Source organism: Blastococcus sp. TBT05-19, from assembly GCF_003319095.1.
GTDB lineage: Bacteria > Actinomycetota > Actinomycetes > Mycobacteriales > Geodermatophilaceae > Blastococcus.
In genome coordinates, this window is the sequence record NZ_QOHI01000008.1 from 43,784 (window position 1) to 67,246 (window position 23,463).

Annotated in this window: 20 protein-coding genes; 7 read left to right on the forward strand and 13 right to left on the reverse strand. The window is 73.2% G+C overall.

Features of this window, described 5'->3' with window-relative positions:
* Position 1: 1 nt before the first annotated feature.
* The 3 genes from sufD to DQ244_RS18605 are packed head-to-tail and all read right to left on the reverse strand — an operon-like array spanning position 2 to position 3,545.
* Entirely contained in the window at positions 2–1,297 is a 1,296-nt protein-coding gene (gene sufD / locus DQ244_RS18595; RefSeq protein ID WP_113813000.1) for a Fe-S cluster assembly protein SufD, read from the reverse strand.
* Positions 1,297–2,739 carry a Fe-S cluster assembly protein SufB gene (sufB, locus tag DQ244_RS18600; RefSeq protein WP_113813001.1) on the reverse strand — a complete coding sequence of 481 codons (1,443 nt, stop codon included), beginning with the start codon at positions 2,737–2,739 and terminating at the stop codon, positions 1,297–1,299. Before sufB ends, sufD begins: the two co-directional genes overlap by 1 nt.
* Positions 2,736–3,545 (reverse strand): metalloregulator ArsR/SmtB family transcription factor, encoded by an 810-nt coding sequence (locus tag DQ244_RS18605; protein ID WP_113813002.1) that lies wholly within the window; start codon positions 3,543–3,545, stop codon positions 2,736–2,738. The genes sufB and DQ244_RS18605 overlap by 4 nt, the downstream gene beginning before the upstream one ends.
* Before the next feature lie 150 nt (positions 3,546–3,695).
* Between DQ244_RS18605 and DQ244_RS18610 the strand changes: the two genes are divergently transcribed.
* Positions 3,696–4,640: a heme A synthase gene (locus DQ244_RS18610; protein ID WP_113813003.1), complete on the forward strand. Its 945-nt coding sequence runs from the start codon at positions 3,696–3,698 to the stop codon at positions 4,638–4,640.
* A gap of 72 nt (positions 4,641–4,712) precedes the next feature.
* Here the strand turns inward: DQ244_RS18610 and DQ244_RS18615 are convergent, their stop codons facing one another.
* Both DQ244_RS18615 and DQ244_RS18620 read right to left on the reverse strand, forming a co-directional pair.
* A complete protein-coding gene (locus DQ244_RS18615) occupies positions 4,713–4,991 on the reverse strand; it encodes a hypothetical protein (RefSeq protein ID WP_113813004.1) in 279 nt (92 codons plus the stop codon).
* A 78-nt stretch (positions 4,992–5,069) separates the two neighbouring features.
* Positions 5,070–6,002, reverse strand: coding sequence for a heme o synthase (locus DQ244_RS18620; RefSeq protein WP_199580481.1), 933 nt, complete (start codon positions 6,000–6,002; stop codon positions 5,070–5,072).
* Between the two features lie 277 nt (positions 6,003–6,279).
* On the opposite strand from DQ244_RS18620, the gene tkt reads away from it, so the two are divergent.
* The 6 genes from tkt (at position 6,280) to pgl (ending at position 14,778) form a co-directional block, all read left to right on the forward strand.
* Complete coding sequence (tkt, locus tag DQ244_RS18625; RefSeq protein WP_113813072.1) at positions 6,280–8,493, forward strand: transketolase; 2,214 nt, start codon at positions 6,280–6,282, stop codon at positions 8,491–8,493.
* Positions 8,494–8,583: 90 nt separating this feature from the next.
* Entirely contained in the window at positions 8,584–9,690 is a 1,107-nt protein-coding gene (gene tal, locus DQ244_RS18630; RefSeq protein ID WP_113813006.1) for a transaldolase, read from the forward strand.
* Complete coding sequence (locus DQ244_RS18635) at positions 9,687–11,288, forward strand: glucose-6-phosphate isomerase (RefSeq protein ID WP_113813007.1); 1,602 nt, start codon at positions 9,687–9,689, stop codon at positions 11,286–11,288. Before tal ends, DQ244_RS18635 begins: the two co-directional genes overlap by 4 nt.
* 109 nt (positions 11,289–11,397) lie before the next feature.
* Positions 11,398–12,915 (forward strand): glucose-6-phosphate dehydrogenase, encoded by a 1,518-nt coding sequence (zwf, locus tag DQ244_RS18640; RefSeq protein ID WP_113813008.1) that lies wholly within the window; start codon positions 11,398–11,400, stop codon positions 12,913–12,915.
* A 25-nt stretch (positions 12,916–12,940) separates the two neighbouring features.
* Entirely contained in the window at positions 12,941–13,969 is a 1,029-nt protein-coding gene (locus DQ244_RS18645; protein ID WP_113813009.1) for a glucose-6-phosphate dehydrogenase assembly protein OpcA, read from the forward strand.
* Complete coding sequence (pgl, locus tag DQ244_RS18650) at positions 13,966–14,778, forward strand: 6-phosphogluconolactonase (RefSeq protein WP_113813010.1); 813 nt, start codon at positions 13,966–13,968, stop codon at positions 14,776–14,778. Before DQ244_RS18645 ends, pgl begins: the two co-directional genes overlap by 4 nt.
* A gap of 1 nt (position 14,779) precedes the next feature.
* Here the strand turns inward: pgl and DQ244_RS18655 are convergent, their stop codons facing one another.
* From DQ244_RS18655 to whiA, 8 genes are all read right to left on the reverse strand, one after another.
* Positions 14,780–15,121, reverse strand: coding sequence for an RNA polymerase-binding protein RbpA (locus DQ244_RS18655; protein WP_113813073.1), 342 nt, complete (start codon positions 15,119–15,121; stop codon positions 14,780–14,782).
* A gap of 174 nt (positions 15,122–15,295) precedes the next feature.
* Positions 15,296–15,526 (reverse strand): preprotein translocase subunit SecG, encoded by a 231-nt coding sequence (gene secG / locus DQ244_RS18660; protein WP_113813011.1) that lies wholly within the window; start codon positions 15,524–15,526, stop codon positions 15,296–15,298.
* A gap of 104 nt (positions 15,527–15,630) precedes the next feature.
* Positions 15,631–17,409 (reverse strand): ABC transporter substrate-binding protein, encoded by a 1,779-nt coding sequence (locus DQ244_RS18665; protein ID WP_113813012.1) that lies wholly within the window; start codon positions 17,407–17,409, stop codon positions 15,631–15,633.
* A gap of 47 nt (positions 17,410–17,456) precedes the next feature.
* Positions 17,457–18,269 (reverse strand): triose-phosphate isomerase, encoded by an 813-nt coding sequence (tpiA, locus tag DQ244_RS18670; RefSeq protein ID WP_113813013.1) that lies wholly within the window; start codon positions 18,267–18,269, stop codon positions 17,457–17,459.
* Positions 18,270–18,280: 11 nt separating this feature from the next.
* Positions 18,281–19,474 (reverse strand): phosphoglycerate kinase, encoded by a 1,194-nt coding sequence (locus DQ244_RS18675; protein ID WP_113813014.1) that lies wholly within the window; start codon positions 19,472–19,474, stop codon positions 18,281–18,283.
* Entirely contained in the window at positions 19,474–20,478 is a 1,005-nt protein-coding gene (gene gap / locus DQ244_RS18680) for a type I glyceraldehyde-3-phosphate dehydrogenase (protein ID WP_113813015.1), read from the reverse strand. Before gap ends, DQ244_RS18675 begins: the two co-directional genes overlap by 1 nt.
* 122 nt (positions 20,479–20,600) lie before the next feature.
* Positions 20,601–22,256, reverse strand: a complete 1,656-nt coding sequence (locus DQ244_RS18685; protein WP_113813016.1) for a diguanylate cyclase — start codon at positions 22,254–22,256, stop codon at positions 20,601–20,603.
* 217 nt (positions 22,257–22,473) lie between these two features.
* Positions 22,474–23,454 (reverse strand): DNA-binding protein WhiA, encoded by a 981-nt coding sequence (whiA, locus tag DQ244_RS18690; RefSeq protein ID WP_091930636.1) that lies wholly within the window; start codon positions 23,452–23,454, stop codon positions 22,474–22,476.
* Between the last annotated feature and the right edge of the window lie 9 nt (positions 23,455–23,463).

A 23,463-nucleotide genomic window follows, 5' to 3' on the forward strand; every position in this document is an offset into this window, starting at 1 on the left:
GTCAGGCGACCTCGACCGGCTGCTCGTCCAGACCCGGGAGGGCGCCGAGACGGGCGTCGATGGTGGCCATCAGGCGGTCCTGGAGCTCGCCCACGCCGATGTGCTGGATGACGTCGGCGAAGAAGCCGCGGACCACCAGGCGGCGGGCGGTCTCGGCGTCGATGCCGCGCGAGCAGAGGTAGAACAGCTGCTCGTCGTCGAACCGGCCGGTCGCGCTGGCGTGGCCGGCGCCGACGATCTCGCCGGTCTCGATCTCCAGGTTCGGCACCGAGTCGGCGCGGGCGCCGTCGGTGAGCACCAGGTTCCGGTTGAGCTCGTAGGTCTCGGTGCCGGTGGCCGCGGGGCGGATGCGGACGTCGCCGATCCAGACCGTGCGCGCGCCCTCGCCCTGCAGCGCGCCCTTGTAGAGCACGTTGCTGGTGCAGTTGGGCACGGCGTGGTCGACCCAGAGGCGGTGCTCCTGGTGCTGGGTCTCGTCGGAGAAGTAGACGCCGAAGAGCTCCGCGGAGCCGCCGGGGCCGGCGTACTGCACGTTGCTGACCAGGCGGACCAGGTCGCCGCCGAGGGTGACCACGACCTGCTTGAAGGTCGCGTCCCGGCCGACGACGGCGTCGTACTGCCCGCCGTGCACCGCGCCCGGCGCCCACTCCTGCACCGACACGAGGGTGACCTGCGCGCCGTCGCCGACGAGCACGGTGACGCCACCGGAGTAGCGGGCCAGGCCGCTGTGGTCGAGGACGATCGTCGCCTTCGCGAACGCACCGACCTCGACGACGAGCTGGCCCCAGACGACGTCGTCCGAACCGGAGCCGGCGAGGCCGAGGTTGACCGGGCGGTCGAGCTGGGCCTCCGTGGCCACGCGGACCACGTCGGCGCCGTCGCTGTTCTGCCGGGTCAGCGCGGCGAGCCGGTCGACCGGCTCGGGCAGGCCCTTGACCAGCGGGTCGCCGGCCTCGACGCGGGTGAGCTCGACACCCTCGGGCAGGTCGGTGGACCAGGTCAGGCGCGCGTCGGAGGCAGCCCCGTCGAGCAGCGGCTTGATCCGCTTCATCGGGGTGAAGCGCCAGGTCTCCTCGCGCCCGGTGGGCACGCCGAAGGCGTCCGGGTCGGTCGAGGTGAACCGCTCGGCCGGCGAACCGGTCGGGGCGCCACCGTGCGAGTGCGCGCCGGGGGCGACGGCGGCCGAGTCGGCCGGGGTGGTCGGCGGGCCCGCCTGCGTCCCGACGCCCTCGCCGAAGAGCTCTCCGGCGAGGACGGCGGACTCGGTCGTGAGACCCGTGGTGTTCTGGTCGGTCATCAGCCGACGGCACCTTCCATCTGCAGCTCGATGAGCCGGTTGAGCTCGAGGGCGTACTCCATGGGGAGCTCGCGGGCGATCGGCTCGACGAAGCCGCGCACGACCATGGCCATGGCCTCGTCCTCGGTCAGGCCGCGGCTCATCAGGTAGAAGAGCTGGTCGTCGCTGACCCGCGACACGGTGGCCTCGTGACCCATGGCGACGTCGTCCTCGCGGACGTCGACGTAGGGGTAGGTGTCCGAGCGGCTGATCGTGTCGACCAGCAGCGCGTCGCACTTCACCGTCGACTTGGAGCCGTAGGCGCCCTCGTCGACCTGGACCAGACCGCGGTAGGAGGTGCGGCCACCACCACGGGCCACCGACTTCGACACGATGGTCGAGGAGGTGTGCGGCGCGGCGTGCACCATCTTGGCGCCGGCGTCCTGGTGCTGGCCCTCGCCCGCGAAGGCGATCGAGAGGACCTCGCCCTTGGCGTGCTCGCCGGTCATCCACACGGCCGGGTACTTCATCGTCACCTTGGAGCCGAGGTTGCCGTCGACCCACTCCATGGTCGCGCCCTCGTGGGCCACGGCCCGCTTGGTGACCAGGTTGTAGACGTTGTTCGACCAGTTCTGGATGGTCGTGTACCGGCAGCGCGCGTTCTTCTTGACGATGATCTCGACGACCGCGGAGTGCAGCGAGTCCGACTTGTAGATCGGCGCCGTGCAGCCCTCGACGTAGTGCACGTAGGCGCCCTCGTCGACGATGATCAGCGTCCGCTCGAACTGGCCCATGTTCTCGGTGTTGATCCGGAAGTAGGCCTGCAGCGGGATGTCGACGTGCACGCCCGGCGGCACGTAGATGAAGGAGCCACCGGACCAGGTCGCGGTGTTCAGCGCGGCGAACTTGTTGTCGCCGGAGGGGATGACCGAGCCGAAGTACTCGCGGAACAGGTCCGGGTGCTCCTTCAGCGCCGTGTCGGTGTCGAGGAAGAGGACACCCTGCTCCTCGAGGTCCTCGCGGATCTGGTGGTAGACGACCTCGGACTCGTACTGCGCGGCGACACCCGCGACCAGCCGCTGCTTCTCCGCCTCCGGGATGCCCAGCTTGTCGTAGGTGTTCTTGATGTCCTCGGGGAGCTCCTCCCAGGACGTCGCCTGCTTCTCCGTGGAGCGCACGAAGTACTTGATGTTCTGGAAGTCGATCCCGGAGAGGTCGGAACCCCAGTCGGGCATCGGCTTGCGGTCGAAGAGCTTCAGGGCCTTGAGACGGCGCTCGAGCATCCACTCGGGCTCGTTCTTGCGGCGCGAGATGTCGCGGACGACGTCCTCGTCGATGCCGCGGCGCGCGGAGGCACCGGCGACGTCGGCGTCCGCCCACCCGTACTCGTAGCGGCCGAGCTGCTCGATCTGCTCGTCCTGCGTCAGCTGCGTGGCCGTCGCCGGCTGCTGCGTGCTGGTCATGCGGGCGTCCTCTCCCGGTCGTTCGTGGGGGTGGTGCTGGTGGACGACGCGGCGCGCGCGGAGTGCCGCGCTGCTCGCTCACCTGGTACAGGGCGTGCGGGGGTGGTTCTGTTCCCCGGTCGCAGCGCGCCGGGGATGTGTGTGGTGCAGATCCCGTCACCGTGGGCGATCGTCGCCAGCCGCTGCACGTGGGTGCCCACGAGCCGGCCGATCACCGCGGTCTCGGCTTCGCACAGCTGGGGGAACTCGGCCGCCACGTGCGCCACCGGGCAGTGGTGCTGGCAGAGCTGCCCTCCGCCGGACAGCGCCGAGGCGGTCGCAGCGTAGCCCTCGGCCGTCAGGGCCGCGGCGAGTGCCTGGGCACGGTCGACGGCCTCCCCCGGCCGTGCGGCGACGGCCTGCTCGACGGCGCTGGACGCACGCGCCTCGAGGCCGGCGAGCTGCTGCTCGGCGACCGCGCGCACGGCGTCGGGGCCACCGACGCCGGCGACGTACCGCAGCGCGGTGAGGGCCAGGTCGTCGTAGGCGTGCGGGAAGGCCGAACGGCCGGAGTCGGTGAGGTGGAACCGGCGGGCGGGACGGCCCCGGCCGCGATGGGCGTCGCGCACCTGGCGCTCCTCGACCCGGCCGGTGGCGACCAGGGCGTCGAGGTGCCGGCGGACGGCGGCCGACGAGATGCCGAGCCGGCCGGCCAGCTCGGTCGCCGTCTGCGGGCCGTGCTCGAGCAGGAGGCCGCTCACGCGGTCGCGGGTGCGCCCGTCGTCGGCAGTCGCCGACGGCCGGTGCTGCGCCGCGAGGGATTCCACAACACGAGTGTGTCCTATTTCGAGGGTCGTGCAAGCAAGGTCGACCTAAGAAGAGGCCCCACGGGACGGGTTCGTGATCAGCCTCACCGCCGCGCCGTCGGCAGGGCCCGGCGCGAGCACCAGGCGGGCGGATCCTTCTAGCATCGGATCGTGCTGCGCCTGCCCGCCGCGTTCTCCGCGTCGACCATCTCCCGCCTGGCCCTGGGCAACGCCGTCGCCAACGGGCTGATCGTCGTCACCGGCGGCGCCGTCCGGCTGACCGGCTCGGGGCTGGGCTGCCCGACCTGGCCGCGCTGCACCACCGACAGCTTCGTGACGACGCCGGAGCTGGCCGGCCACGGCGTCATCGAGTTCGGCAACCGGCTGCTCACCTTCGTGCTCGCCGCCGTCGCGATCGCCACCGTCGTCGCCGTCTGGCGGTCGACGCGGCGGGACCTCCGGACGCTCGCCATCTTGACCTTCCTGGGCATCCCGGCGCAGGCGCTGCTCGGCGGGGTCACGGTGCTCACCGGGCTGAATCCGTGGACGGTGGCCGCGCACTTCCTCGTCTCGGCGGTGCTGGTCGCCCTGTCCACGACGCTCTGGCTCCGGTCGCGGGAGCCCGGGGTCGGGCAGCCGCTGCTGCGCCGCCCCTTCGTGCTCCTGACCTGGGGCATCGCCGCGGCGACCGCCGCCGTGCTCGCGCTGGGCACCGTGGTCACCGGCAGCGGGCCGCACAGCGGCGACGTCGACGAGAACGACGTGCCCACCGGCGACCGGATGGGCTTCGACCCCGAGCTGGTCAGCCAGCTGCACGCCGACGTCGTCTTCCTGCTGATCGGGTTGACGATCGCGATGCTGGTCGCGCTGCACGCCACCGACTCCCCCGCCCGGGTCCGCCGGGCCGCCCGCGACCTGCTGGTCGTGGAGCTCGCGCAGGGCGTCGTCGGCTACGTGCAGTACTTCACCGACCTGCCGATCGCGCTGGTGCTCCTGCACATGCTGGGCGCGGTGCTCACGACCGCGTTCGTCGCCCGCCTGGTGTGGTCCGTCAACGGCCCCGCCTCCGACGCCCCGCTCGAGGCGCGCGAGCCGAAGGCCGCCGCCACCCGCTGAGCCCCGTCCGGGCGATGTGCGCGGAGGGCGCCCTCCGGCCGGGGAAGCGCGCCCTGACCGCACATCGCCGGGTCAGTCGTGCAGCACCACGACGACGAGCAGCGAGCCGTCGGCGGCCTCCCAGCGTCCGGCGCTGACCCGCTCACGGCGCGCGTCGGCCCACGCGGGCCATGCGTCGTCCTCGTCGTCCCAGAGCAGCCGGCCGCCGGGCAGGTACGTGACGACCGGGCACCCCCGCTCGATCAGCGCCTCGACCTCGGCCCGGTCCAGCGCGACGCCGGTCATCGAGTAGGTGCGCCGGTCCGCACCGACCAGCTGCCCCATCCGGGCGTTGGCGAGGTCCGTGCGCACCAGGCAATGGTGACCTACTGGAACGGCCCCCTCCAGGGGCCCACCCTGAGCGTGCGAAGGGTGGGGAGGAGGGGGTCCTTACACGATGGCGTCGACGATGATCGCGACCGAGAGCAGCGACAGGTACGAGATCGAGACGTGGAACAGCGTCATCGGCCTGAAGTCCCCGCCGCGCTTGATCCGCGCCAGCAGCCGGTGCGACTCCACGACGAACCAGCCGCCCAGCAGGGCCGCGGGGATCGCGTAGCCCAGCCCGATCCCGTACTCGACGCCGACCGGCCACAGCAGCAGCGAGACGGCCAGGGTCGCCCAGGCCCAGGCCACCGACTGGCGCCCGACCGACAGCGCGGTGGTGACCACCGGCAGCATCGGGACGTCGGCCTTCGCGTAGTCGTCCTTGAACCGCAGGGCGAGCGCCCAGAAGTGCGGCATCTGCCAGCAGAAGACGATCGCGAAGATGACGACGGCGGGCCAGTCCAGCGACCCGGTGACCGCTGCCCAGCCGATGAGGACCGGTGCCGCCCCGGGCACCCCGCCCCACTCGGTGCTGCGGCGGGTGTGCCGCTTGAACACCATCGTGTAGAGGACGGCGTAGTAGAAGATCGCCGCCGCCGAGAGCGCCGCCGCGAGCGGGGTCGTCGTGATCAGCAGCAGGACGATCGAGCTGATCGTCAGCACGAACCCGAAGACCAGCGCGGCCCGCGGGGTGACCTCGCCGGTGACCAGCGGGCGCTTCTGGGTGCGCTGCATCAGCCGGTCGATGTCCCGGTCGAAGTAGCAGTTGAAGACGTTGGCCGCGCCGGCCGCGAACGTGCCCCCGAGCAGCGTCCAGAACAGCAGCGACAGCGACGGCCAGCCGCGGTCGGCGACCATCATCGCCGGCACCGTGGTGATCAGCAGCAGCTCGATGATGCGCGGCTTGGTGAGCCCGACGTAGGCGCCGACCCGCGCGCGGAGGCGGGTGGCGAGACGGGGAGCAGGGGCGGCGCTGCGCTCGGTCAGCGCCGTCACCGGGTGCCCTCGTGCGCGGTCGCGCGCGGGCAGCAGGGCACCACGGGATCCCTTCGAACCGGGGGGAGGAACGCCGCCCATGGTAGCCCCGGCCCCCGGCCGAGCCAGGCACGCGCCATGACCAGCGATGACTAGGGTTGATCGCGTTGCGGCCGCGTGCGCAGCGGGTAGGGGCGACGGCGACGACACCCGTCGCGTCGCACCGCCACGTCCGCCGGCGGTCGAGCGCCCGTCCCGGGTGCATCGTCAGGCCTACCTCGAGGGAGACACCGACCAGATGGACACGCGCAGCACGGAGGCGGAGGCCCCGGCCGAGGCCGCGACCGACGCGCCCACCGGAAACCCGGCGCAGCCGCGGCCCACCCTGCCCGAGGGCTTCGGTGACCTGGACCGCCGGGCGATCGACACCGCCCGCGTCCTGGCGATGGACGCCGTCCAGAAGGTGGGCAACGGCCACCCGGGGACGGCGATGAGCATGGCGCCGACCGCCTACCTGCTCTTCCACAAGTGGCTCAAGCACGACCCCACCGACCCGCAGTGGACCGCGCGTGACCGGTTCATCCTGTCGATGGGCCACTCGAGCCTGACGCTGTACGTGCAGCTGTTCCTGAACGGCTACGGCCTCGAGGTCGAGGACCTGCAGGCGCTCCGCACCTGGGGCTCGAAGACCCCGGGGCACCCGGAGGTCAACCACACCCCCGGTGTCGAGACGACGACCGGCCCGCTCGGCCAGGGCGTCGGCAACGCGGTCGGCATGGCCATGGCCGCCCGCCGCGAGCGCGGCATGCTCGACCCCGACGCCCCCGAGGGCGAGAGCCTCTTCGACCACACCATCTGGTGCTTCGCCTCCGACGGCGACCTGGAGGAGGGCGTCAGCGGCGAGGCGTCGTCCCTGGCCGGCACGCAGAAGCTCGGCAACCTGGTCCTCGTCTACGACGACAACCGCATCTCCATCGAGGACGACACGACCGTCGCCTTCACCGAGGACGTCGGCAAGCGCTACGAGGCCTACGGCTGGCACGTGCAGCACGTCGCCGACGGCGAGGACCTCGCCTCCGTCGACGCCGCGTTCGCCGCCGCCAAGGCCGAGACCGGGCGTCCCTCGATCATCGTGCTGCGGACGATCATCGCCTGGCCCGCGCCGAACAAGCAGAACACCGGCGCCTCGCACGGCTCGGCCCTCGGCGACGACGAGGTGCGCGCCACCAAGGAGATCCTGGGCTTCGACCCCGAGCGCACCTTCCAGGTCGACGACGACGTGCTGGCCCACGCCCGCTCCGTCGTCGACCGCGGCCGCGAGCTGCGCGCGCGGTGGGACGAGCAGTTCGCCGCCTGGCAGCAGGCCAACCCCGACGGCGCCGCGCTGCTGGAGCGCATGAGCACCCGCACCCTGCCCGAGGGCTGGGCCGGGAAGCTGCCGACCTGGGACGCCGACCCCAAGGGCGTCGCCACCCGCAAGGCCTCCGGCGAGGTGCTCGCCGCCGTCTACCCGTCGCTCCCCGAGCTGTGGGGCGGGTCCGCCGACCTCGCGGAGAGCAACAACACCGCGGTCAAGGGTGAGCCGTCGTTCCTGCCGGCCGACCGCCAGACCAAGATGTGGTCCGGTGGCCCCTACGGCCGCACCCTGCACTTCGGCGTCCGCGAGCACGCCATGGGCGCGATCATGAACGGGATCGCGCTGCACGGCGGCACCCGTGTCTACGGCGGCACGTTCCTGACCTTCTCCGACTACATGCGCGGCGCGGTGCGGCTGGCCGCCCTCATGCAGCTGCCGGTCATCTACGTGTGGACGCACGACTCGATCGGCCTGGGCGAGGACGGCCCGACGCACCAGCCGATCGAGCACTTCGCGGCGCTGCGGGCCATCCCCGGTCTGGACGTCGTCCGCCCGGCGGACGCCAACGAGGTGGCCGTCGCGTGGCGGACCATCCTGGAGAACAACGACCGCCCGGCCGGCCTGCTGCTGTCCCGGCAGAACCTCCCGGTGTTCGACCGCTCCTCGTCCGGCTCGGCAGAGGGCACCGCCCGCGGCGCCTACGTGCTGGCCGAGGCGTCGAACGGCAGCCCCGAGGTGATCCTGCTGGGCACCGGCTCCGAGGTGCAGATCGCCGTGGCCGCCCGCGAGCGGCTGGAGGCCGACGGCGTCCCGACCCGCGTGGTCTCGGTGCCGTGCGTCGAGTGGTTCGCCGACCAGGACCAGAGCTACAAGGACGAGGTGCTCCCCCCGACCGTCCGGGCCCGCGTCAGCGTCGAGGCGGGCATCCCCATGGGCTGGCGGGAGTTCGTCGGCGACGCCGGGCGGATCGTCGGCCTCACCCACTACGGGGCCAGCGCCGCCTACGGCGTCCTGTACGAGGAGTTCGGCCTCACCGACGAGGCGGTCGTCACCGCCGCCCGCGAGAGCATCGAGGCCGCCGCCTCGGGCAACGCCGTCCCCGCGGGGCCGGTCGCCGCCACCGGTGGCCTCCCCCACCCCACCGGCGACCGCTGACAAAGGACCACCCTTCCCCCCACACCTCGCAAGCTCGGCGCGGGACCCTGAAGGGTGGCCGTTCCAGCACCTCACCTGGAAGGCACTGACATGGCACAGAACGAGAACCTGGCCGAGCTGTCGCAGGCGGGGGTCGCCGTCTGGCTCGACGACCTGTCCCGCGACCGCATCCGCAGCGGCAACCTCCAGTCGCTGGTCGACGACCACTCGGTCGTCGGCGTCACCACCAACCCGACGATCTTCGCCGCGGCGATCAGCGGCTCGGACTCCTACGACGACCAGGTGCACGCCCTCGCCGTGCGCAAGGTGAGCATCGAGGAGGCGCTCCGCACGATCACCGCCGCCGACGTCCGCGACGCCTGCGACCTGCTCGCCCCCGTCGCGCAGCGGCAGCCCGGTGACGGCCGCGTCTCGCTGGAGGTCGCGCCGGGCCTGGCGCACGACACCGACGCCACCGCCGCGGAGGCCGCGCACCTGTGGTGGCTGGTCGACCGGCCGAACCTGTACATCAAGATCCCCGCGACCGAGGCGAGCCTCCCGGCGATCACGACGTCGATCGCCCGCGGGATCAGCGTCAACGTCACCCTGATCTTCAGCCTCGAGCGGTACCGCGCGGTGATGGACGCCTACCTCTCCGGTCTGGAGCAGCGGCTGGCCGACGACCCGGAGGCCGACCTCTCCCAGCTGGACTCGGTCGCGTCGTTCTTCGTGTCCCGGGTGGACTCCGAGATCGACAAGCGGCTGGACGCGTCCGGTGCGGACGCCTCGCTCAAGGGCAAGGCCGGCGTGGCCAACGCGCAGCTGGCCTACCAGACCTACGAGGAGGTCTTCTCCTCCGAGCGCTGGCAGGCGCTCGAGGCGAAGGGCGCCCGCCGCCAGCGGCCGCTGTGGGCCTCGACCGGGGTCAAGAACCCCGACTACTCCGACACCCTCTACATCAGCGAGCTCATCGCCCCGGGCACGGTCAACACGATGCCCGAGAAGACGCTGATGGCCTACGCCGACCACGGCACGCCGGGCACCCCGGTGCAGAAGTCCTACGACGACGCCGCGGCCGTCATGAAGGCCGTGAGCGACGCCGGCATCGACCTGGACGACGTCTTCCGGCAGCTCGAGGAGGAGGCCGTGCAGAAGTTCGTCGACTCCTGGGACGAGCTCACCGAGTCGGTCCGCACGGAGCTGGAGGACAAGGCGTGACCCTGGAGTTCAGCTCCGCCGGCCTGGAGGTCCCCGAGCCGGTCCGCGCCCAGCTCCTCGAGGACGACGTCGCCGCACGGCTGGTCCGCAAGGACGCCACGCTCTGGGGCCCGGACGCGGAGAGCGAGGCGGCGGTCCGGCTCGGCTGGCTGGACCTCCCGGCCACCTCCCGCGGACTGGTCTCGCAGCTGGCCGAGCTGCGCGCCGAGCTCGCCGGCGAGGGCATCGACCGGGTCGTGCTGTGCGGCATGGGCGGCTCCTCGCTCGCCCCCGAGGTCATCTGCCGGACGGCGGGGGTCCCGCTCGTCGTGCTGGACACCACCGACCCCGGGCAGGTCGCGGCCGCGATGACCGACCTGGAGCGCACCGTCGTGGTGGTCAGCTCCAAGTCCGGCGGCACCGTGGAGACCGAGAGCCAGCGGCGCGCGTTCATCGCCGCCTTCGCCGCGGCGGGCCTGGACGAGGGGCAGATCGGCGCCCGCTTCGTCGTCGTCACCGACCCCGGTTCACCGCTGTCGGAGACCGCCTCGGCCATGGGCGCCCGGGCGGTCTTCCTCGCCGATCCCACCGTGGGCGGGCGCTACAGCGCGCTGTCGGCGTTCGGCCTGGTCCCCTCGGCGCTGGCCGGCGCCGACGTCGCCGCGCTGGTGGACGACGCCGAGGAGCTGGCCGAGGGCCTGGCCCAGCCGGACAACGCGGCGCTGCAGCTGGGCACCGCCCTGGGCGCGGCGTTCCGCACCGGCCACGACAAGCTCGCCCTGGCCGACGCCGGGAGCACCCCGATCCAGGGCTTCGGCGACTGGGCCGAGCAGCTCATCGCGGAGTCCACCGGCAAGCTCGGGCGCGGCATCCTGCCCGTCGTCCTCGAGTCGCCCGACGCGCCCGGGGCGACCGCCCCCGACGTCGTGCTCGGCCTCGTCGGCGACACCGCGCCGCAGCCCGGGCCCTCGGTGGGCGTCACCGGTCCGCTCGGCGCGCAGTTCCTGGCGTGGGAGTACGCGACCGCGGTGGCCGGGCGGGTGCTCGGCATCAACCCGTTCGACCAGCCCAACGTCACCGAGAGCAAGGAGAACACCTCCGCGATCCTCGCCGGGGGCCTTCCCGACGACCAGCCGCTGGCGAAGGTCGGCGCGGTGCAGATCCGGGGCAGCGCCGCCCTGCTCGAGGGCGTGGACCTCACCTCGAACGACGGGCTGCGGCTCGCGCTGGACGCGCTGCTCGGCTCGGTGCCGCCGCGCGGCTACCTGGCGGTCATGGCCTACCTCGACCGGCTGCAGGACGCCTCGGCCGCCGATGTGCGCGCGGCGCTGGCCCGGCGCACGGAGCACGCGGTCACCTTCGGCTGGGGCCCGCGGTTCCTGCACTCCACCGGCCAGTACCACAAGGGCGGTCCGCAGGTCGGCGCGTTCCTGCAGATCACCGGCGCCGTCACCGAGGACCTCCCGGTGCCCGACCAGCCCTACACGTTCGGGACCCTGCAGGCGGCCCAGGCCGCCGGCGACCGCAAGGCGCTCGCCGACCGGGACCGGCCGCTGCTGCACCTGCACCTCACCGATCGGGCGGCGGGAATCGGCCAGCTGCTCACCGCGCTCGGCTGAGCGACGGCGCGGTGCGAGCGGTGGACCCCGACCGCACCGCGCCGGCCCCAGCCCGTCGTCCGTCCTCCCGGGGGCGGGCGACGGGACACTCCGACCACGAGGACGGACGATGATCCCCAACCCGCTGCGCGACCCGCGGGACCGGCGGCTCCCCCGGGTGCCCGAGCCCTGCGCCCTCGTCGTCTTCGGCATCACCGGTGACCTGGCGCGCAAGAAGCTGCTGCCGGCGGTCTACGACCTCGCCAACCGCGGCCTGCTGCCCACCAACTTCGCGCTGCTGGGCTTCGCCCGGCGCGACTGGGGCGACACCGAGTTCGCCGAGCTGGCGCGCGAGTCGGCCCGGAAGAGCGCCCGCACGCCGTGGCGCGAGGAAGTCTGGGAGCGGCTGGCCACCACGGTCCGCTTCGTGCAGGGCAGCTTCGACGACGACAACGCCTTCGACGAGCTCGCCGAGCACCTCGCCGAGCTCGAGGGCAGCCACGGCATCGGCGGCAACGCCGCCTTCTACCTGTCCATCCCGCCGTCGATGTTCCCCGTCGTGCTCAAGCAGATGCAGCGCACCGGGATGGCCGACAGCACCCCCGACCGCTGGCGCCGGGTCGTCGTCGAGAAGCCGTTCGGCCACGACCTGGCCTCCAGCAGGGAGCTCAACGAGCTGGTGGACTCGGTCTTCACCGCCGACGACGTCTTCCGCATCGACCACTACCTGGGCAAGGAGACCGTCCAGAACCTGATGGCGCTGCGGTTCGCCAACACCCTGTTCGAGCCGATCTGGAACGGTCACAACGTCGACTCCGTGCAGATCACCATGGCCGAGGACGTCGGCATCGGCGGCCGGGCCGGGTTCTACGAGAAGACCGGCGCCGCCCGCGACGTCCTGCAGAACCACCTGCTGCAGCTGCTCGCCCTCACCGCCATGGAGGAGCCGGTCGAGTTCTCCGCCGAGGAGATCCGCACCGAGAAGCTCAAGGTCCTGCGCGCCATCTCCCTGCCCGACGACCTGCGCACGTTCGCCGTCCGCGGGCAGTACGAGCAGGGGTGGCTCGCCGGCCAGCGGGCGTGCGGCTACCGGCAGGAGGAGGGCGTCGACGAGGAGTCGACGACGGAGACCTTCGCCGCCGTCCGGCTCGGCGTCGAGACCCGGCGCTGGGCCGGCGTCCCGTTCTACCTGCGCACCGGCAAGCGCCTCCCCCGGCGGGTCACCGAGATCGCGCTGGTGTTCAAGCGAGCGCCGCACCTCCCCTTCGCCGACACCGACACCGAGGAGCTGGGCAACAACCAGCTGGTGGTGCGCGTGCAGCCGGACGAGGGGGTGACCCTCAAGTTCGGGTCGAAGGTGCCGGGCAGCGTCATGGAGGTCCGCGACGTGTCGATGGACTTCCTCTACGGCGAGCAGTTCACCGAGTCCAGCCCCGAGGCCTACGAGCGGCTGCTGCTCGACGTCCTCCTCGGCGACGCCACGCTCTTCCCCCGCAACGCGGAGGTCGAGGCCTCCTGGGCGGTGATCGACCCGCTCGAGGAGTTCTGGCAGGGCACGACCCCCGACCCGTACCGGGCCGGCGAGTGGGGGCCACGGACGGCCGACGAGATGCTCGCCGCCGAGGGACGACGGTGGCGGCGACCGTGACCGGGCACCAGCAGGAGGAGACCTCATGACCACCCTCTGGGACACGACCGGCTCGGCCGTGGTCAAGGAGCTGGCCGCCCAGCGGCGCACCGGCGGCGCCGTCCTCTCCGGGGTGGCGCTGACGCTCGTCGTCGTCGCCGACGAGAGCCGGGTGACCGAGGCCGAGGAGGCCGCCACGCACGCCGCGGAGGCGCACCCCTGCCGGGTGCTCATCGTGGTCCGCCGGCAGATCGACGCCCCCGTCCCCCGCCTGGACGCCGAGGTGCAGATCGGCGGCCGGCTGGGGCCCGGCGAGGCGGTCGTGATGCGGATGTACGGGCGGCTCGCACTGCACGCGGAGTCCGTCGTGCTCCCGCTGCTGGCCGCCGACGCGCCCGTGGTCACCTGGTGGGACGGCGCCCCGCCGGACCGGATCGGGACCGACGCCCTCGGGGTGTTCGCCGACCGCCGGATCACCGACACCTCGCTGGCCGAGGACCCGATCGCCGCCCTGCGCGGGCGGGCCGAGGACTATGCGCCCGGCGACTCCGACCTAGCCTGGACCCGCAGCACCGCCTGGCGGACGGTCCTCGCCTCGACCCTGGACTCGGTGTCCGGGCGCCGCAGCGACGCCGTCCAGGTGCACGGGGGCCGGATCGAGGGCGACCCGGGCAACGCCACCGCGCAGCTCGTCGCCGGCTGGATCTCCTCCCGGTGCGGCTGCCCCGTCGAGGTCGTCCGGGGATCTCGCGACGCCGGGCCCAGCGGCATCGAGGCGGTGGCCCTGCACCTGGACCGGGACGAGCACCTCGAGGTCCGCGCCGACCACCGCGGGGGCGCCGTCATCTCCCAGCCCTACCGGCCGGACTCGACCCTCGCGCTGCCAGAGCGCCCGCTGGGCGACCTGCTGAGCGAGGAGCTCCGCCGGCTGGATCCCGACGAGCCCTACAGCGAGGCCCTGGAGGCGACCACGGGTCTCAGCGGCCTGTCCGACCGCGCCAAGGTCCGCGAGCACGTGTGGTTCGACCCCGCGGCCGAGGACCGGGTCGCGGGCCAGGAAGCGGTGACCTCGTGAGCCTCTCCCCCGGTGACCGTGCCTCCGCCGAACTGCCCGACGACGGACGGCCCACCCCGCAGATCGTCATCGAGCCCGACGCCGACCGGCTGGCGCACTCGGTCGCCGAGGCGCTGGTCGCCCGGCTCGCCGCCGCCCAGGCAGTGCACGGCACCGCGTCGGTGGTGCTCACCGGCGGCGGCATCGGGATCGCCGTCCTCGAGCGCGTCGCCGGCCTGGTCGCCGAGCCGGTCCGCGAGGTCGTCGACTGGAGCGCCGTGGACTTCTGGTGGGGCGACGAGCGCTTCGTGCCCGCGGGCTCCGACGAGCGGAACGAGCGGCAGGCGCGGAAGGCGCTGCTCGACGCCCTGGACCTGCCCGACTTCCGGATGCACGTCATGCCGGCCTCCGACGCCGGCATGACCCCGGAGGAGGCCGCCGAGGACTACGTCGGCGAGCTGCGGGAGTACGCCGCCGAGGGCCGGGACCTGCCGCGCTTCGACGTCCTGCTGCTCGGCATGGGGCCCGAGGGGCACACCGCCTCGATCTTCCCCGGCTCCCCCGCGGCCACCGACGAGCGGCCGGTCGTCGCGGTGCGGGACTGCCCGAAGCCGCCGCCCACGCGGATCAGCCTCGGGTTCGGCGCGATCCGCAGCGCCGAGGAGGTCTGGCTGCTCGTCTCGGGCGAGGAGAAGGCGCCGGCCGTCGCTCGCGCGCTGGCCGGCGCCTCACCCGTGGAGCTGCCGGCGGCCGGGGTGCACGGCACCCGGGCCACCCGGTGGTTGCTCGACGCCGCCGCAGCGTCCTCGCTGCCCGGCGCCGAGGGCTGACTCAGCCGCCGCGGCGGACCCGCAGGCGCTCGAGGGCCTCCTGGAGCAGTGCGTCGCCGTCGGCGTCGCTGCGCCGCTCGCGCACGTAGGCCAGGTGGGTCTTGTAGGGCTCGATGCGCGGAGCCGGCGGCGGCTCCTCGCGGTCCTGCCCTGCCGGGAGCCCGCACCGCGGGCAGTCCCAGAACTCCGGGATGTCGGCCTCGCTGGCCAGCACCACCCGGGTCTCGTGCCCGTTGGCGCACCAGAACGGGATCCGGCGCCGCGGCGCCGCCTCACCCCGTTCGACCTCGCCCATCGGACCCGCACCGACCCGGGACCCCCGGATCGCGTTGCCACCAGCCACGTGCGCCCCCTGATCGTCGACCCAGGTTGCGGTGACGCCGATCACCGCGTAGCGGAGTCTAGGGGTACGAGGCGGTTTCTCCGGTCACGATTTCGTCCCGACGGTGACCGGTTGGAACGGCCCTCCCGCAGGGACCCGCGGCGAGCCTGCGAGCGGTGGGGGGCGGGAGGGCCCTCAAACCTTGATGAGGATCCCGAGGCCGACGATGCAGATGGTCCAGATCATCGCCGTGAACACGGTCAGCCGGTTGAGGTTCTTCTCGACGACCGACGAGCCGGACAGCGAGGAGGACGCCGCCCCACCGAACATCGACGACAGACCGCCACCCTTGCCGCGGTGCAGCAGGATGAGCACCACGAGGAGCATGCTGGTGATGACCAGCAGCACGTTGAGCACCAGCTCCATTGACCTCTCCGGAAAAGCTCGACGACCGGCGAAGGACGCCAGCTCTCGGACCCGAGCCTAGCCGACGCCCTGCCGGGGACCGGCGAGGTCGGACCGCAGCGGTGTCAGCGGACGCCGGCGGTGGCGACGTCGTAGCTCGCGTACGGCCGTATGACCACGCCGTTGTGCAGGCGCTGGCCGGCCAGCAGCTGGATGCGCGTCTCGGCCAGCGGCACATAGGCCGACGTCCCCAGCGCCGCCTCGGCGACCGCGCGCCAGCCGTCGCCGCCCTGGGCACGCGCCTCGTCGACCAACGTGTTGACCGCCGGGTCGTCGAGCCGCGCGTAGTTCGGATTGCCGACGGTGCGCACGCTGCGCCCGTCCACCAGCGGCACCAGGAAGGAGCCGGGGGTCGGCAGGTCCGCGGTGCGGGTGGCCAGCACGATGCCGTAGCCGTTGCGCGCCACGATGTCCGGGTTGCCCACCTCGGTGGCGTAGAAGGTGACCGGGTCCAGCGGCCGCACCTCGACGTCGATGCCGACCTCCGCCAGCTGACCGGCGATCTCGTCGGCGACCAGCAGGCTGGCCGGCGCGTCCGCCACGGCGAGCACCGTGCTGAAGCCCTCGGGCTGCCCGCAGGTCTCCAGGGCAGCCCGGGCGGCATCCAGATCCGGGCCGGGGTCGGTGTGCTTGGGTCCACCCGCCAGCCCGCGCGGCCACAGCTCGGAGCTGCGCACCGCGTTCGCCGCTCCCCCGAGCGCCGTCTGCACGGCGCTCCGGTCGACCGCCGCCGCGACGGCGGTGCGGCAGTCGGGGTTGTTCATCGGGGCGACGTCGGTGGGCAGGGCCAGCACGCGCAGCGATCCGGTGGTGACGTCGTCGATCCGCGCCGCCAGGCGGTCGTCGTCCTCACCGGTCAGGCGGGCGGTGGTCGCCGCCTGCACGCCGGCACCCGAGATGTCGATGTCGGCGGAACCGGCGAGCAGCGCCTGGTCCCGCTCGAGACCCGAGAGGCCCGTCCGCACCACGACGGAGTCCGGCAGCGCCGTGCGCACCTGGTCGGTGCCGGGGTCCCATGCCGGGTTGCGCTCCAGCAGGATGCCGGCCTCGGGGTCGACGGAGGTGATCGCGTACGGCCCGGACGACGTCGGGTCCGTCCCGTACGCGGCGCCGCCGTCCGCCTCCGCTGGCACCGGGCTGCTCGACGGCAGCGCGAGCACGTAGGGGAAGTCCGGCTGCGGGGCGCGCAACCGGAAGACGATCGTGCGCGGGTCGGGCGTCTCGATCGCGGTGAGGTCCGGGTCGTCCTCCTCCCGGGAGTACGGCCCGGGATAGGGGTTGGCCGGGTCGTCCAGCAGGTCCACGATGTAGGTCGGCCCGCCGACGATGACGTCCGAGGCGAAGGACCGCTGGAACCCGTACTTCAGGTCGGCCGCCGTGATGTCCCGGCCGTTCTCGAACCGCACCCCCTCGCGGAGGGTGAACGTCCAGGTCAGCCCGTCCTCCGAGACGGTGCCCATGTCGGTGGCGAGGTCCGGGACCAGCTGGTCGGTCTCCCCCGGCTCGGCGGAGTAGGTGACCAGCGTGCGGGTGTACAGCCGCATGAGGTTCCAGACGCCCGGCAGGTAGGAGCGCTGGGGGTCCAGGCTGTCGATCTCGGGGGCGACGAGCCGCAGCGTGCCGCCGCTCTCCTCGGACGGTGAGCGGACGCCGTCCACCCCGGCGTCGGCGCCGTCGGCCAGGACGGGGACGTCCGCCCGTCCCCCCGCTCCGCCCAGGCAGCTCACGGCGAGCACGACGACGAGCAGGACGACGGCGAGCGAGGCGAGGATCCGGCGGCGCGGCCAGCCCCGGGCCCACGCGGGCAGCCGCTCGGCCAGCCCTTCCAGCGTCTGCTGCGGCACCTGCTGCCCACCCCCACCCGTGTCCGGCCGGCGGCGGGCAGCAGGGTTCAGCTACCGCCGGCGGCGATCCGACAGATCTGTGCGAATTCGTCGGCGTCCAGGCTGGCACCGCCGACGAGCGCGCCGTCGATGTCCGCCCCGGCCAGGATCCCGGCCGTGCTGGCCGCCTTCACCGACCCGCCGTAGAGGATACGGACGCTGTCGGCCGTCTCCGCTCCGAATCGCCCGGCGAGCCGCTCCCGGAGTGCGCCGCAGACCTCCTGCGCGTCCTCGGGGGTGGCGACCTCGCCGGTGCCGATCGCCCACACCGGCTCGTAGGCGACCACCAAGCTGGCCCCCACCCTCCCGCCGATACCCGCCACCTGCTCGGCGGTCAGCCCCTCGAGACCCGCGTCGAGCTGGGTGGTGCAGTGGGCGACATGGGTGCCCGTCTTGCGGATGTCGAGCCCCTCGCCCACGCAGAGGATCGGGACCAGCCCGTGCCGCAGCGCGGCCTGCACCTTGGTCGCCACGACGGCGTCGTCCTCGGCGTGCAGCGCACGCCGCTCGGAGTGACCGACGGTGACGTAGGTGCAGGCCAGCGCGGCCAGCATGCTGCCGCTGACCTCACCGGTGTAGGCGCCGGAGTCCTGCGCGGACAGGTCCTGGGCGCCGTAGCCGATGGTCAGCTTGTCGCCGGCGACCAGCGTCTGGACGCTGCGCAGCGCGGTGAAGGGCGGGAGGACGACGACCTCGGCCGCCTCCATCTCCTTGTCCTTGAGGCTGAACACGACCTTCTGGACCAGGCCGATGGCCTCGAGGTGGTTCAGGTTCATCTTCCAGTTGCCGGCGATGAGCGGCCGGCGGGTGGCGGTGGCCATGATCTCCCCGTTCAGTCCGCGAGCACCGCGAGGCCCGGGAGCTCCCGGCCCTCGAGGTACTCCAGCGACGCCCCGCCGCCGGTGCTGATGTGCCCGTAGGCGTCCTCGTCGAGGCCCAGCACCCGCACGGCGGCCGCGGAGTCCCCGCCGCCGACCACGGAGAGCCCGCCCACCCCGGCGACCGCCTGCGCCACGCCCCGGGTGCCGGCCTGGAAGGGGGCCATCTCGAACACGCCCATGGGGCCGTTCCAGAAGACGGTGCGGGCCCCGGACAGCTCACCGGCGAACAGCTCGACGGTGCGCGGACCGACGTCCAGGCCCATCTGGTCGTCCGGGATCTCCTCGACGCCGACGACGGTGGACCCGGCGTCGGCGCTGAACTGCGGCGAGCAGACGACGTCGACCGGCAGCACGATCCGGCCCTCGGCCTCGGCCAGCAGGCGACGGCAGGTGTCGACCTGGTCGGCCTCCAGCAGCGACGAGCCGACCCCGTGACCCTGCGCGGCGAGGAAGGTGAAGCACATCCCGCCGCCGACCAGCAGCCGGTCGACCTTGGGCAGCAGCGCCTCGATGACCGCCAGCTTGTCGCTCACCTTGGAGCCGCCGAGCACGACCACGTAGGGCCGCTCGGGGTCGCTGGTGAGCCGGGTCAGCACCTCGAGCTCGCGGGCCACCAGGCGGCCGGCGTAGTGCGGCACCCGCGTCGCGACGTCGAACACCGAGGCGTGCTTGCGGTGCACGGCGCCGAATGCGTCGTCGACGTAGACGTCGGCCAGGGCGGCGAACCGGTCGGCCAGCTCGCCGCGCTCGGCGTCGTCCTTGGACGTCTCGGCGGCCTCGAAGCGGACGTTCTCCAGCAGGAGGACGTCGCCGTCGGCCAGCGCGGACACCTTCGCGCGGGCGTCGTCCCCGGCGACGTCGCCGGCGAGGGGGACGTCGGCGCCGAGCAGCTCACCCAGGCGCGCGGCGACCGGAGCGAGGGAGAACTGCGGGTCCGGCGTGCCCTTCGGGCGGCCCAGGTGGGCCGCCACGACGACGCGCGCGCCGGCGTCGCGCAGCGCCTGCAGGGTGGGCAGGCTGGCGCGGATCCGGCCGTCGTCGGTGATCTCGCGGGTGGCCTTGTCCAGCGGGACGTTCAGGTCGGCGCGCAGGAGCACGCGCCGACCCGAGACGCCCTCGGCGATGAGGTCGTCGACGGAGCGCATCAGAGCTTCGAGCCCACCAGGGCGGTGAGGTCGACGAGGCGGTTGGAGTAGCCCCACTCGTTGTCGTACCAGCCGAGGACCTTGGCCATCGGGCCGAACACCTTGGTCAGCTTCGCGTCGTAGATGCAGGACGACGGGTCGGTGACGATGTCGGAGGAGACGATCTCGTCAGAGGTGTAGGTGAGGTACTTGCCGAGCGGGCCAGCGGCGGCCTCGCGGTAGGCGGCGTCGATCTGGTCGGCGGTCGCCTCGGTCTTGAGCTGCACCGTGAGGTCGGTGGCCGAGCCGGTCGGGACGGGGACGCGGATGGCGTAGCCGTCCAGCTTGCCCTTGAGCTCGGGCAGGACCAGGCCGATCGCCTTCGCCGCGCCGGTGGAGGTCGGCACCATGTTCAGGGCCGCACCGCGGGCGCGGCGGAGGTCCTTGTGCGGGCCGTCCTGCAGGTTCTGGTCGGCGGTGTAGGCGTGGATGGTGGTCATCAGGCCGCGCTCGATGCCGAAGGCGTCGTTGAGGACCTTGGCCAACGGGGCCAGGCAGTTGGTGGTGCAGGACGCGTTGCTGATGACGGTCTGCGAGCCGTCGTACAGGTCGTCGTTGACGCCCATGACGATCGTGATGTCGTCGTCGGTCGCGGGCGCGGAGATGATGACCTTCTTGGCGCCACCGGCGTCGACGTGCTTGCGGGCGTCGGCGGCCTTGGTGAAGAAGCCGGTGGACTCGACGACGACGTCGACGCCCAGGTCGGCCCACGGCAGGTTGGCCGGGTCGCGCTCGGAGAGCACCTTCATCTTGGTGCCGCCGATGGTGATGCCGTCGCCGTCGGCCACGACGTCCTGCGGCAGCCGGCCGAGGATGCTGTCGTACTTCAGCAGGTGGGCCAGGGCCTCGTTGCTGGTCAGGTCGTTGACCGCGACGATCTCGATGTCCTGGCCGCTGGCCGCCGCGGCCCGCCAGAAGTTGCGGCCGATCCGGCCGAATCCGTTGATGCCTACCCGGACCGTCACTGCGAACCTCCACTGTCGGTGTTGACCGTGCGTTGGGGGCCGCGTGCAGCGGCCTCGCTCGGGTCAGACCCTATCGGGAGGCGCGCGCGGGGGCTCCCGGTCGTCCCGGGAGTGCGCGCGGATCACCCGGTCGGGACGGGCTCCCCCGCCTCGGACACGTCCACGGAGGCCCCGGTGGCGGCCACGACGCGGTTCCGCCCCGTGGCCTTCGCGGTGTACAGCGCTCGATCGGCGGCCTTCAGCAGCGCGGACGCCGATCCGCCGTCGTCGGGCCGCACGGCGACCCCGACGCTGATGGTGACCCGCACGTCCTCCCCGTCCAGAGGGTGCACGCTCGCCGCGAGCTCGCTGCGCAGCTGCTCCGCCCGCCGGACGGCCTGCTCGCGGTCGGCGTCGGGGAGGACCAGGAGGAACTCCTCGCCCCCGAGGCGGACCGCCGTGTCGCCGTCCCGGACGGCTGCCTGCAACCGCCGGGCGACGGCGGCGAGGACCGTGTCCCCCGCCCCGTGCCCGAAGCGGTCGTTGATGCTCTTGAAGTGGTCGATGTCGACGGCCAGGACGGCGAGCCCGCCGGCGTGCGAGCCCGCGCCGAGGTCGTCGCCGAGCACCTGCTCGAGGTGGCGGCGGTTGTGCAGACCGGTGAGCGGATCGCGGACGACCTCCTCGGCCAGCTGGGCGCGCAGCGCGTCGATGACGCGCAGCTGCTCGGCCAACGTCCGGTTCAGCGACTCGACCGCCTGCTGGCGGGCCTGCTGCTCGCTCACGTCCCGCACCACGAGGATCCGGCCCAGGGAGCGACCACGGGAGTCGGCCACGGGGGTGTCGCGCACGTCGAGCGCGAGGTCGGGGTTCACCTGGACGGTGCGGTGCCCGTCCCGGCGCTCGGCCCGGGCGAGCACCTCGAGCACCCGCTCACCGGCGATCTCCGCGAGCGGGCGGCCGGCCAGGCTCTGGGGCCCGAGATCCGGGCGCAGGCGGTGCAGCATGTCCCGGGCGGCCGGGTTGAGGTCGATGAGCACCTCGTGCGGGTCGACCACCAGGACCGCGTCGGGAACCGTGTCGACCACCTGGTCGCGGGCAACCGGGACCAGCCGCAGGAACCCGAGCCGGACGAGCGCCCAGCAGTCGACGAGCCCCGTGACCGCGAAGAAGATCGGAGTGGTGTCGACGACGTGCCCGTCGAGCTGGGTGACGACCGTCATCGCCGTGCCGGCGGTGGAGAACAGCGCGGCGGCCAGCAGGACGCCGATCTGCCGCCGGAAGACGCCGGTCGCGGTCCGCCAGCGCCGGAACAGGCGCAGGTAGGCGGAGGTGACGACGCCGTAGGAGTACAGCGTGTGGACGGCGAAGACCGGCCCGAAGGTCACCGGCTGCTCAGCGCTCGACCCGGCTGCCCCGTGGCCGACCATGACCAGGTCGCGCGTCGCGGGCAGGGCGGCCAGGAGGGCGGTCACGGCGTGCGGGACGGCGAGCAGCGCGAGCACGCGGCGCGTCGGGCGCCACGACGGGTCCACGAGCATGCGGGCGACCGAGAAGATGCCCGTGACCACCACGCCGATGGCGGCCATGAGCACGGGCGGGTATCCCAGCCGCACGACGTCGGAGTCCACGGTGACCAGCAGGGCATCGGCGGCCGACCAGGCAGCGACGCCGGCCATCGTGACCGCGAGCGCCCTCGCGGCGGGGGTGCGGTCGCGACGGCGCCACGCCAGCGCGGCGGCCAGGACGGCGATGAGCGCGGCGCCCGCGAACACCACCGCCCACTGCTGTGCCGACATGCGCCTCTCCTCGATCGACCGACCGAGCGCTGTCGCCCGCCGTCACCTCGCCCATCGGGCGAGGTGGGGTGCACCTGGAACAGTCCCACCCCGTCCGGGGGGTGACACGTCCCCCACCTGCGGCGACGTTGCAGAGCGGCCCCTGGCGACGTGCTGGAACCGGCCCCGTCCCGGACCCCGCCCTGAGCCTGCGAAGGGTGGGGAGGACGAGGTCCTTCTACTGCGCGAGCATGTCGTCGGTGACGACGGACTCCGTGTCGGGGATGCCGAGGTCCTTCGCACGCTTGTCGGCCATCGCCAGGAGACGCCTTATACGACCGGCGACGGCGTCCTTGGTCATCGGCGGATCGGCTCGCTGGCCCAGCTCCTCCAACGAGGCCTGGCCGAACTCCAGCCGCAGCCGGCCGGCGACCAGGAGGTGCTCGGGGGCGTCCTCGCCGAGGATCTCCAGCGCCCGCTCCACCCGGGCGCTGGCGGCGACGGCCGCGCGGGCCGAGCGGCGCAGGTTGGCGTCGTCGAAGTTGGCCAGCCGGTTGGCGGTCGCCCGGACCTCGCGGCGCATGCGCCGCTCCTCCCAGGCCAGCACCGCGTCGTGCGCGCCCATGCGGGTGAGCAGCGCGCTGATGGCGTCGCCGTCGCGGACGACCACGCGGTCGGCACCGCGCACCTCGCGGGCCTTGGCGGCGATCCCGAGACGACGGGCGGCTCCGACCAGCGCCATGGCCGCCTCCGGGCCGGGGCAGGTCACCTCGAGGGAGGAGGACCGGCCGGGCTCGGTGAGGGAGCCGTGCGCCAGGAAGGCCCCGCGCCACGCGGCCTCGGCGTCGTTGATGCTGCCGGAGACGACGGCCGGCGGGAGCCCGCGCACCGGACGGCCGCGCTGGTCGACCAGCCCGGTCTGGCGGGCCAGGCCCTCCCCGTGCTTGGCGATGCGGACCAGGTAGCGCACGCCGCGGCGGATGTTGCCGCCGGCCAGCACGCTCACGCCGCTCGTGTAGCCGTAGACCTCGCTGATGTCGCGGCGGAGCCGCCGGGCCACCGAGCCGGTGTCCAGCTCCGCCTCGATCACCACGCGGCCACCGACGATGTGCAGGCCGCCGGAGAACCGCAGCAGCGCGGTCACCTCGGCCTTGCGCTCGGAGGTCTTCGTGCACTCCACCCGGGAGAGCTCGTCCTTCACCATGGCGGTCATCGCCATGCTGTCCAC